This is a genomic window from Cupriavidus sp. GW823-FHT07A04 (assembly GCF_058794615.1).
In genome coordinates, this window is sequence record NZ_JBXAHA010000002.1 from 470181 (window position 1) to 482393 (window position 12213).

Below are 12213 nucleotides of genomic sequence, written 5' to 3' on the forward strand. Positions count from 1 at the left end.
TCTCGCTCGGCGTATTCGGAAATTTCTCCACCTCATCATTCGGGGGACGAGGCACCCTCGCTGATACCTTTGGCCTTCCGTACCGCTTCCAGCCAGTCATTCCAAGCTGCGGGATCGGCTGGGCCATGCCCACCCTCCCACACCTGCCAAGAGAGGGATCCGAGTATTCCCCCGAGCTCATCCGATTTTGTCAACTCGTACTCATGCTCAAGAAAATAGAACATTGCACGATACGCCTGCTCAATGGTCAATTCTGACTCGTTCATTATCTCCACTCCCAATAATCAGGCGACTGGAACTATTCAGGCGACGCTCTCGGTGATTTACCCGGAGGTTAAAAATGGATAAACCGGACAGGTATCCGCTTCCTTCAAGCGATGCAGCAAGAAACTTACCTTACAGTTATTCACCGGAAAATACCGAGCGAACGTGTGAGACCAACCCCAAAAGATCAGCGTAGGCTATCGGCCCAAAATCCGGATCGTTCAGTGCCATGTATTGACCAACCACCATGCCAGCATCGAGAGCGATTTTCCGAGATTCAGATGTTCTCTTTGGATAGATAACCCAGTTTGTTGTTCCGGGAAACATTTCTCGCGAGTGTCCTTCCATGACCCACTCAATCTCTCCGCTGTATGTTTCTACGGCAAATCTAAGTCTATTAATTACCTCCGGATCTTCATTCTCAAATCGAAAGCTAGTATAAGGCGGCATCGCCGACCTATCTTCCATTTTCGGTTGCTGACCTCTAAATTGAATTTCTGGATACCTGGATTCAAATTTTTGCCAAGCGAGCGGACCAAGGGTCTCGATGAAATTCAACAACTCTCTCCCTTCAGTCAAATCAATAAATTCCATTATTTAAGCCCCTTTAGTTTAGTGGATATAGTGATTTCGCCTGGATTAATATTTCGCATGTGCTGCTCCCAATCCCCAAATGGAATTGCCTTTTCAGAGATTCGCGGATCATATATATATCGACCATCCGTGTATACCTGATGGTAGGATATTTTCCTATCAATTACTCCACTCTCGAATACACTCAAGCTACCCGACTTCACGGGTCTAACTTCCAGTATCTCCCCTTTCCCGCCCGCCGCCTCAAGTAAGCGCGACGCGATATCGGAGCAATCAATGCACTCAAGGTTCTTTGTCATTTCCCTCATTTGGGGGCTACCCATTGCATCAAGCACAGACTGGTTCGGCGGGAAACTTGGATTTGGCGGACGAACGGGGCGACTCATGCCGGGAAGAGTGACTTCACCAGTGATCCCCACGCCCTTTCCGAGGGTTGCCGCCTTTGCGGCCTCCTCCGCCGCCGTTGTCGCTGTCTTGACTACGCCGGCAGCGCCACCAAACGGCAAATACGTAACCAACTCACCACCGATTCGCCCAATTTCCTTGGCGTCTCCCTTCTCGTAAGCCGACGCCAGTCTCTCCCTCTGCTCAGCCGTAGCACTAGCTATCAACGCCTCCCAAGCTGTCGGATTCGCCAGAAGCCGCCCCAGGCCATCAATTGTGCCTCGCAACTCTTCACCCGCCTTCTGGTCACCCATCCCTGAGGCCACGACGGTGCCCGCCAGCTTTGCCATGTCAGCGAGTCCCTGGGCGATTGCATGCCCGGCGCCGGTAGCGGTGCCAACAAGGCGATCAACCTTCGACATTGTTCCCGCCGCCTGCGCCTCTGTGTTCATGGCAAGCAGAATGTAGTCGACCGGGCTCACGCCGAATGCACCGAAGGTGTCGTCCCGCTTACGAAGGATCTCTGCCTGGGCGGAGCGAACTTCCTGTTGCAATCCTGTGCAAATCGCGCTGCTGCTCCCCGCGCAGGCTGACAGAGCTGCATCACGTTGCTTGTCAAGTGCAACGAGCCGATCGCGCTCCCGGCAAGCTTCTGCGTTACCGCTTGCCGTGCAGGATTGATTTGCCTTCGTGAAATCAAGTATCTCTTGGTGCTTCAGATAGTTGTTTTCCGTGGCAACCTTGCCCACGCTACCGCCCGCAGCCAAGTCAGAGCCGGATCCACCGGCAGCACCGCCTGCTACGCCGCCAACGATCATGCCCGCGAGCTGCACCAGCGCCTTTCTGTCTTCTACGCTGACGCCTTCCATACCAAGCAGTTGAGCGCCGAATGACTCCACTGCCAGCTTGGCGGCGGCCCCGCCTGCTGCGCCGGCCGCAAAGTTGCCGCCGATCGCCATTGACATGAGACCGCCCAGAAGGCCGTGCACGGCCACCTTGGTCGCCGCGGGCTGGCCCTGGAGAAGGTCTCCTGCTTTGTCATAAACCATCGGCGCCAACTGCTGCACCAATTCGGCCCGGACCTTGTTCTCCTCCTGCTGCTCCTTCACCTCCTTCGCATCAAAGATCTTATCGAGAGCCTGATTGGCGCCATCCGTATCCCGATTCAAGCCGGCAAGCACTTCTTCCACCGTCTTGCCAGTCTTCTCCTTCTGCGCCTCGGCATTGGTGATGGTCACCGTGCCATTGGCAATGGCGCTCCTGGTAGTGCCGGCGGCATTGCCTTCGATCGGCTTTTGCGCATTGCCTGCTGCTGTGGCTGCCAGGGAGTTGACGCCGTTCTGCAGCAGGTTCCCGTTGCCCCACTCCGTGTGCGCCTTGATCAGGGTGTCGCCGTCTTTGACGTCCGGCATGCTCTTGCCGGCGGTGAAGCTGCCGGCAATAGTCGACGAACTGCTGCTGTACTCCGCCTTGTTCTCAATATCGCTGGTGGTCAGCGTGCCAGTGGTGAGGCTGTTCTTGCCAGCGTCAGCCGTGCTGGCCAGCACCGCTCCCTTCAGGTCCGTGTTCTGCTTGACGTTGACCTGGAAGCCGCCATTGCCCGCGTAGATGCCGCTTTGCTCCCTGACCGAGTTGTAGGTGCTGTCGGTGTTGCCGCTCGACACACTGACGCTGCCGCTGACCGTGGTGCCGTAGCAGATCGGGGGCACGCACAGGCTGGCCTGGAAGCCGGATGACGATTCGCGGCTGTGGTAGTTGTCGGTGTCTTGCCGGCTTTCCACATTGAGGTTGCGCCCCACGTCTGCCCGCACGGTGTCGCCGGTGACTTGCGCGCCCTTGAGGTTGGTGTCGCGCCCGCTGGTGATGGTGAGCTGGTCGCTGGCGCTGACATGGCTGTTGTGGTTGATGACGGAGTCGCCGTCGCCCTTGGCCTTGTTCTGGCTGGCGGCGAGTTCAAGCGTGAAGCCGTTTTGCTGTCCGCCGAGTGCGAGGCCCACGCCGATGCTGGCGTTGCTGCCTCCGCTCTTGCTGCTTTGGCTGGCGGTGTCTTGCGCGCTTTCCAGGTTGACGTCGCGGGCGGCGCTGAGGGTGACGGACTTGCCGTCGATCTGTACGCCGCGCCCGGTGATGTCGCCGTCGGTGGCGTAGCCGTTGGCGTCCTTGCCGCCGGAGCCGGCGGCGACGACGGTGACGGCGTTGCCGGCCTTGACGGTGGTGCCTTGGTTGGCGCTGGCCTGGCTGCGGGATTCGGACTCGGAGCTGCCGCCGCCGATGCTGTCGGTGGCTTTGATCAGCGCGGTGCCGCCGGTGCCGCCGCTGGCGAGGTCCCGGACGGTGCTGACGCCGTTGGCGACCGCGAGCGCGGCCTGCGCCGCGTAGAGCCCGCGCAGGCGGTCGTTCTTGCTGTCTTCCATGCCGCGGGCGGCGTTCTCGATGGTTTGCGCGGCGGTCACCGCGTAGCCGGACAGGGCGAGCGTGACGCCGTACTGGCTGGTTTTGTCGACCTGGTGGCTGTTTGCGGTGTCCTTGCCGGGGTCAAGCACCACGTTCTTGCCGATCAGCGTGACGTCTTTCCCGGCGGCGATGTCGGCGCCGCGTGCGGTGAGGTCGTCCTTGGCGCTGATGGTGACGCTGCCATTCTGGCTGACCACCTGGCTGCGGATGGTGTTTTCGGTGGTCTGCGCCGTGTCCAGGTGGTGGGACTCGGTGCGGATGCCGACGGTGCCGGTGTAGCCGGTGCCACCCAGGTCGCCGATCTGGCGGCTGCTGCTGTCGCTGCGCTTGGTCTTGCTGTCCTGGCCGGAGAGGATGTCGACCTTGCCTTGCAGCGCGGCTAGCGTGAGGTCGCCTTCGGCGGACAGGCCGCTGCCGGCGATGGTGATGTCGCCGCTGCGGGCCTTGACGGCGACGGTATTGCCGGTGACCACCGTGGCGTTTTGCCGGGCGGCGCTGGCGTCGCCGCTGGCGCTGGCTTTCTGGTTGCCGTACGACAGCATGGAGACGCCGCCGTTGTTGGGGCCGCCGCCGACAAAGCGGCCGACATCGCCAAGCGAGGGCGCGGCGGTGCTCAGGCTCCAGCCGCTGCTGCTGGAGCTGGTGGCTTCGCGGTAGCTGTCGGTGGAGGCTTGCAGCAGGACGTCGCGCTGGGCGTCGAGGATGGCGGCAGCGCCGGCGCTGACGGTGCTGCCGGCGATCAGGATATTGCCGTCGGTGGCTTTGCCGTTGGCGTCCTTGTCGCCGTTGCCGGTGGCGCGCAGGCGGATATCGCCGGCGCCGGTGAGCTGGCTGCCGCGCTGAGAGATCGATTCGGTCTCCACCTGGCTGCTGCTGCGGTTGCTGCCAAAGGTGATGCCCACCTGCGGCGCGGTGAAGGCGGCGGCGCCGAGTTCATTGAGCGTTTGCTTGGCGCGGGTGACGGTGCTGGGGTTGCGCTGGATGTCCTGGAGGTTGCGCGCCGTGTCGAGCGGCGTGCCGGTGAGCGCCATGGACAGGCCGCTGGAGCGGCTGCTCTGGCTGCTTTCCTGGGTGATGTGGTCCACGCCAGCCAGCACGGCGATGTTCTGCGCCTGGATGTCGATATGGCCGGCAGTGGTGTTGCCTTCCTTGCGCCCGGCGATCAGGTCGCTGCCGAGGATAGTGGCATCGCGCCCGGCGCTGATGGTGACATTGCCGTTGGTGGCGCCCACCGTGCTGCGCGCATCGCTCTGGGTGACGGCAAGTGCGTGGCCGGCGCTGTTGGCCTGGTTGCTGCCTGCCGAGACGCCGATGCCGCCCTTGCCGGCAAAGGCGGAGAGGCCGGAGGATTTCTGCTCGTGCGCGTAGCTTTCTTCGCGGGTGTTCTGGCCGGCGGTGATCAGCACGTTGCCTTTGGTGGCGGCCAGGGCTACGCCGTCGGTGGCGGCGATGCCGCTCTGGCGCACGGTGAGGTCGTTGCCGGCGGTCACGCGCACGGTGTCGCCGCTGACCAGGCTCCCTACGCCAAGGTCGGCATGGCTGCTGGTCTGGTCGTGGCTGGAGCTGCGCGAGAGCAGTCCGCTGCTTCTGCTGCGGCCATCGTAGCTGGCGTCGTGCACTTCCCGGGCTTCGCCGATGGTGATGTCCTGGGTGGCGACGATGCTGACGCCGGAGCCGCTCACGCCGGGCTTGCCGGCGCTGACTTCCGAGCCGGTCAGCGTGACGCTGCCCGTGCCTGTGACCGGCGCGGCGGCGGTGATGCCGTTGGCTTCCAGCAGGCCGGCTGCCAGCGTTGTTTGCCCGGCTGTCAGGGTGGCGCTGGTGCCGCCTTGCACGGTGCTGCCGCGCACGGTTTCGTCGTAGGCGGACTGCGTGTAGGACGCGCCCTTGCCGCCCAGCGAGCCTTCGCTGTGGGCGGTGGTGTCCTTGAGCGCCGTGACGGTGAGATCCCGCCCGGCGATCAGGGAGACATCGCCGCCCGCCCCCACCTTGGACCCCGCCAGCGCGGCGTCGCGCCCGGCCACCGCCACCACATTGCCGCCTGCCTGCACCGTGCTGCCGGCCACCGTGCTGGTCTTGTCGTGGGCATAGCTCTGGCCGCCGCGCGAGACAGCGTCCTGCGTGGTGCCGAGGGTGACCGCGCCAATGGTGAGGTCACGCCCGGCGCCGATCAGTGCGCCCTTGCCGGCTTCGAGCACGGCGCCGCTGAGGGTGACGTCGCGCCCGGCCAGCACCACGGCGTTGCCGGTTGCCGAAATCGCCGCCACCGCGGCCACGCCCGTGGCGCCCGTGCTGTAGCCGTTGGGCCCGATCGTGCGGACTTCCGTGACGGTCTGCGTTTCGTTGACCACATCGCGCCCGGCTTGCACCAGGACGTCCTGGCCGCCGATGCGCCCGCCCAGGTTGCGTACGTCCTGCAGGGCCTGGACCACGGTGGTGCCGGTGGTGTCGCCAATGGCGCCGCGGTTGACGATGTTGTTGCCAAGCACCTGCGTGGCGACGTCGCCAACGATGCGCCCGCTGTTGTTGACGTTGCCGGTGGCATTGAGCGCGACGCTGTTGCCGGTGACGAGCGCGCCGGTGCTGTTGAGGTCGACGGCGTTGGACTGCGCCAGGTAGACCTTGGGCACCAGCACCGATTGATGCGTGCCGTCGGGCAGCGTCACCTCTTGCGCTACCAGCCAGACCATGTCGGTGGTGAGCTGGCGCATCTGGTCATCGGACAGGCCTACGCCGGGGGACAGGCCGAAGGCTTTGGCGTAGGTCACGCCGCTGTTCATCAGGGCCTGGTATTCCTTCAGCTGGTCGGTGTAGCCGGCCAGGAAGGTACGGCCGGTTAGTGCCGTGACCTGGTCGCGGACGAGCTTTTCTTCATAGAAGCCGTCGCCGAGGCGCTTTTGCACCTGCTGCGGGTCCAGGCCGAGGGCGCCCAGCATGTAGTCGCTGGAGAGGAAGGTCTTGTACTGGGTGAAGCGTGAGTCGGTCTCGATCAGGTAGGGCGTGGCCGGGGCCGGGCGCAGCGTGAACAGGCCGTTGACGGGCAGCGTCAGGTTGGGGATGCCGCCGGCGGCGGTGCCGAGCGTCTGCGGGCGGTTGGTGGTGCCGGTGGCGGCCGCGACGGGGCCGGCGCCGAGCGTTGGCGCGGCGCCGGCCGTGCCCGCGAGGCTGTCAAGCTGCGTGCCCGAGGCGCTGCCGCCGGCCACGCCGCTGCCAGTGACAGTCTGGCCGACGCGGTTGACGGAGCCGACGGTGATGTCCTGCGCGGTGGTCTGCACCGCCTGGTTGGCGGTGGCAAGGGCCGGCAGCGCGGCTACCGTGGTGGGCGCCTGGGGCGTGGTCGGATACGGCACCGTTTGCTCATCGCTGTTGCCGCCGGATTTCTGGTGCCAGTAGAACGTGGAGGTGTCGGTGGTGCTGACCGTCTGCTGGAGCACCGTGCCGACGTCCTGTACCCCGCCGCCGGCAGCGCGCCGGGACAGGTTGCCGCCGGCGGCCATGATGGACGACTGGTTCAGGATGCTGCCACCGTCGCTGTTGATGCGGATCGAGCCCTGGGCCTGGACCTTGGCCGCGGGGGTCGCGCTGACCAGGCGGTCGGTGGCAACAGTGGTGACGGTGGTGCGGGAAGTCTCGCTGTAGTCGTGAACGTCCGGGCCGAGGTCGTAGCGCACGCGCACCTGGTCCGGGCGGAGGTGCTTGGCAGGGTCCCAGTCAGGCCAGAAGGTGATCCTGTAGGTGGTGCCGGTGTCCTGGATGTCCTGGTAGTACTGGGTGGGGTTGGTGGCAAACGGGCGCCCGCCCGGTCCGCCTTCACCGGCGCAGCCGTTGTCGCCGCACATCGGGTTGTCGTTGCCGACGTAGGACTCGAAGGGCGGCTCCGTGAAGGAAAGCGTCTTGGCCGTGGTGTTGAGATTGACCACTTTGGACTTTGGCACTTCCAGGGTGACCGGGGCGCGCAGCGCGTTGACCATGTCCCCGCTGATGCTTGCCGCCGTAGTGCGCCAGGCCCATCCGGGGAACGTGGCACTTAAGTGACCATTGGTTTCTCCGTCACCCAGCCCGGCGAGCCAGAGCGAGAGCGTCTGCGTCGTCGTGGTCTGCGGCGTGCCCGCCTCCGTCACGATGCTGGTACGCGTGTTGTTGACCGTGCGCGCGGCGATGTCGATATCGCCGTCTGCCTCGATCGTTGCCGAGCGGTTGTTGAGCACGCCGACCTGGTTGGCCAGCATGCCGGTGCCCGGGTCGCGCGTGCCGTCGCGGGCGATCTGCAGGTTGCCGGCACTGTAGATCAGCGCGCCGTCCAGGTTGGAGACGGAGTTTGAGGCATGGATCTTGAGGTCCTGCGCGGCGGCGATGACGGCGGCCGGGCCGGTATTGCTCACGTCCGCTGCCTGCACCTGCACGGTGTTGCCGATCACGGCGCCGGTGTTGGCCAGTGCGCCGCTGATGGTGTTGACGGCATTGCCTTCGATGCGTCCGGCGTTGGTGATGGTGCCGTCGGCCTGGACGGTGGTGGCCTGCGAGTTGATGCCGGCGCCGGCGGCATTGTTCACATTGGCGCCGCGCACGGCCAGGCTGCCGCCGGCCGCCAGCGTGCCGGTGTTGGTGACCGCGCCGCTGGCACGCAGTTGCAGGTCGCCGTCGGCGCGCAGCTTGTTGGCGGCGTCGTTGAGATAGTCGCCCGCTACGTTGAGCGTCAGGTTGCGCCCCGCCGTCATCTCGCCGCTGCCGCTGACGGTGCCGGCGCGGCTGGATACGCCCACGTCCTGGTTGGCGCGTACCGCGCCGCCCTGGTTTGTCATGGATGCGACGGTGAGCTGCACGTCGGTGCCGCCAAGCACGTTGCCGCCTTCATTGGCGAGCGTGGTGCTGGCCTGGTTGAGGGTCAGGCCCTTGGCGCCGTAGATCCTGCCGCTGCGATTGTCCACGCTGCGGGTCACGCCCAGCGTGAGCGCGCCGGCCGCGGCGATCTGCGCGCCGCTTGCGTTGGCGAGATCGGTGGCGGCGAGGGTCACGTCGCCGTTGCCGCCGAGCGTGCCGCTGGTGTTGTCCAGCGCGCCGGCGGCGGTGATGGTGGTGGCGCCGTCGCCCGCGTTGGCAAGCCGCCCGCCGCGGTTGTCGATGCCGGATGCGGAGACGGTGGCCTTGCCGTGCGCGCCGTTGGCGGTGAGCGTGCCGGCGGCGTTGCTCAGTGTGCCAGCGGCTGCGACCGACAAATCGCCGCTGGTCTGCGCCGTGCCGCCGGTGTTGTCCACCTGGCCCTGGCTGGTGAGCGACAGGCCGGACTGGCCGTAGAGCGTGCCCTGGCGGTTGGCCAGGTCCGCGCCCGTGGTGACACTGGCGGCGCCTTGCGCGGACAGGTTGCCCCGGGTGTTGTCCAGCGAGGCCGCCTGCACGGCGAGTGCGCCGTTGCTCTGGATGGCGCCGGCTGTATTGCCCAGCGCGCCCCGGCTCGTCAGCGCCAGGGCGCCGTCTCCGGCGTGCGCGATGCGCCCGCCGTCATTGGCCAGCGACTGCGCGTCCACCGTCAGGTTCTTGCCGTTGGTGGCCAGCGTGCCCGCGGTGTTGTCGAAGGCGCCACCCGCGTTGATGACCGTATTGGCCTTGCCGAACTGGTTGATGGCGCCGCCGTTGTTGGACAAATTGCCTGTGGTGCGGATGCCGGCCTGATCGCCTTCGATGCGGCCGGCGGCGTTGTCCAGCGACGCCGCCGACAGGTCGACGACACCACCGGACAGGGTGCCCTGGCGATTGCTGGCCGCGCCCGACACAGTGGCCGTGAGCGCTTCGCCCGCCGTGATGCTGCCCTGGCCGTTGTCCAGCGACTGTGCATCCAGGCTGGCATCGCCCTTGGCGGTGATCTGTGCATGATTGGCCAGCGTGGCGGCTGCCAGCTCCACCTTGCCGTTGCCGCCGATCCGGCCCGCATTGGCGTTGACCAAGGCTTGCTGCGCCTGGACCCGGGTCAAGCCATCGCCCGCATTGACGATGCGCCCGGCGGTGTTGTCCACGCTCGCGGCGGCAAGTGACATTGCGCTGTGCGTGCCGGCGGTTTCGATCCGGCCGGCCGCGTTGGTCACCGCGCCGGCGGCCCGCAGGTCCAGCGCGCCGTTGGTCTGGATGGTGCCCGCGGCATTGCCCAGCGCGCCACGGCTGGTCACGGCCAGCGTGCCGTCGCCCGCGTGCGCAACGCGGCCGCTGTCGTTGGACAGCGACTGCGCATCCACGGTCAGGTTCTTGCCGTTGGTGGCCAGCGTGCCCGAGGTGTTGTCCAGGACGCCACCCGCGCTGATGCGGGTGTCTGCCTTGCCGAACTGGTTGATGGCGCCGCCCCGGTTGGCCAGATCGCCCGCCGTGCGCACGCCAACCAGGTCGCCTTCGATGCGGCCCGTGGCGTTGTCGAGCGAGCCGGCCGTCAGATTGAGCGTGGCGCCTGACATCGTGCCCTGGCGATTGCTGGCCGCGCCCGCCACGGTGGCCGTGAGCGCATCACCGGCCGTCACACTGCCCCGGTTGTTGTCCAGCGACTTGGCGTCCAGGCTGGCGTTGGCCCGCGCGTTGATCTCGCCGGCATTGGCCAGCGCGCCGGCCTTCAGCCGCACATCGCCGTTTCCGCCGATCACGCCGCCCTTGGCGCCGCTGGCCGTGGTGCCGGCGGCATTGGCCAGCGTGCCTGTTGTGGTGACCGCCAGGCCGCCGGCGCCCAGCGAGGCCAGGCGGCCCGCGCTGTTGTCCAGCGAGCCGGCGTTGACGGCGAGCGCGCCGCCCGCCTGCAACTCACCTTGCTGATTGTTGACGGCGCCGGCCGATTGCAGCGTGGCTGCGTCTTGCGCCAGCATCCGCCCGCCCTGGTTGGAGACGCTGCCGGCCGTGATGGTGGTGCCACCCTGGCTGGTCAACTGTCCCCGGTCGTTGACGAGCGCCCCGCTGGCATTGGCGCTTAGCGCCCCGCCCGCCTGGCTGCTGGCGCCGCTGAGATTGATGTCGCCCGCGCTGGCGGCGAGGCTGAGGTTGCCCAGCGCCGCGTTCTGGCTGCCGGCGAGCTGCAGCGCCGTGCCCTGCAGGCTGGCATTGCCGCCCGCGAGGTGCTTGCCGCTGGCCGACAGCGTGCCGGCCGCCACCACGCTCAGGTCCGCCTGCTGGCCGATCGCGCCGTCGCCATTGACGCCCGCGCCCAACGTGCCGCTGGAGACCACGCTGCCCGCGTTGACGCGCAAGCCCTGCTGCGCCGCCAGCGTGCCGCTGTTGCCGAGCGCGCCCGCGGTATCGAGCGAGACCGCCTGCGCGCCATAGATGGTGCCGCTGTTCTCCACGCCTTCGCGCGCGGCGATGGCGAGGTTGCCGCTGGCGCTGGTCTTGCCGGCGAGTTCCAGCCGGCCCTGCGCGCTGAGCGTCAGGTCGCCGGCCTGCGCGGCCAGCACGCCGCGGTGGCTCACGCCCACGCCAGCCTCGGTGCCGACCAGCAGGATCTTGTTGGCATACATGCCGCCTAGCTGGCTTACATCGATGCCGATGCCCGGCGCGGGACCGGTCCCGGCGATGGGCGTGGCGGCCAGCGTGGCGCGGTCTACCTGGCTGGCGCCGGCGATGACGTTGAGGTTGTTGGCATAGATGGCCGCATTGGCGGTGACGCTGCGGGCGATCAGGTCGACCTGGTCGACGTTGCCAGCGTTCAGCCCGGTGCCCTGCACCGAGATCTGCCCGCCGGTGACGCGGAAGGCGTCGAGGCTGCCGGTGCCGCCGTACACGGGCACGCCGGTGGTCAGTGTGGCGCGGCTGGTGTTGATGAAGCCACCACCGTCCACCATGATGCCGTTGGGGTTGGCCACCACCACTTCAGCCCGGGCGCCGGCCACTTCCAGGTAGCCGCGCAACTGGCTGGGCAGCGCGCTGGTGACCTGGTTGACGATGATGCGCGCGTTCTGGCCCGGCAGCAGGTTGGGGTTGCCGTTGACGAAACCGGCTTGCTGGGTCGAGACGATGGTGGGCGAGTTGTTGAGGATCGCGCCGCCCTTGGGCACGTCGAACTGGGTGTAGGCGTTGGTGGACACGCCCGCGCCCGAGGGCCGCGTGATGTTGACTTGCGCCAGGCCGTTGCTGGTCTGGATCACGCCGGGGCGGTTGGCGCCGGCATTGGGGTCCGCCACGATCTGGGCCGTGGCCGGGGCAGCCAGCCCAAGCAGGGCAACCGAGGCCAACGAGGCAGTTGAGGCAAACGAGGCAAAGCGCGCGCGCGGCATGGCTGGCAGCGCGGCCGCCATCGATGCCAGCGATGCGCCAGGCGCCGGGCCTTGCCCTGCGCGGCGGCGGCGCCGTTGCGCGCGTGCGCCGCCTTGCTGTCCTGTTCCGATGCTGGCGGCCGATTCTTCAACGGCGACCAGCATCGCGCGATGCCTGCTGTAGACCAGGCGGAAACTGCCCTTGTTCATAATTGGATAGACCCTGGATTAGCGGTGCTTTTCTGATGACTGGCACCCTTGCCGGAATGACTGGCGACAACCGTCACCCTCTTTGAAT

The 12213-nt window shown here is 66.6% G+C and carries 3 protein-coding genes; all 3 read right to left on the reverse strand.

The window, feature by feature from the left end; genetic code table 11:
• Nucleotides 1-35: 35 nt before the first annotated feature.
• The gene (locus AC1Q7Q_RS05540) at nucleotides 36-266 is read right to left on the reverse strand and encodes a hypothetical protein (RefSeq protein WP_183032708.1); all 231 of its coding nucleotides are present in this window, start codon (nucleotides 264-266) and stop codon (nucleotides 36-38) included.
• A gap of 136 nt (nucleotides 267-402) precedes the next feature.
• Nucleotides 403-858: a hypothetical protein gene (locus AC1Q7Q_RS05545; protein WP_492372103.1), complete on the reverse strand. Its 456-nt coding sequence runs from the start codon at nucleotides 856-858 to the stop codon at nucleotides 403-405.
• Nucleotides 858-12125, reverse strand: a complete 11268-nt coding sequence (locus AC1Q7Q_RS05550; protein ID WP_492372102.1) for a hemagglutinin repeat-containing protein — start codon at nucleotides 12123-12125, stop codon at nucleotides 858-860. The genes AC1Q7Q_RS05545 and AC1Q7Q_RS05550 overlap by 1 nt, the downstream gene beginning before the upstream one ends.
• Between the last annotated feature and the right edge of the window lie 88 nt (nucleotides 12126-12213).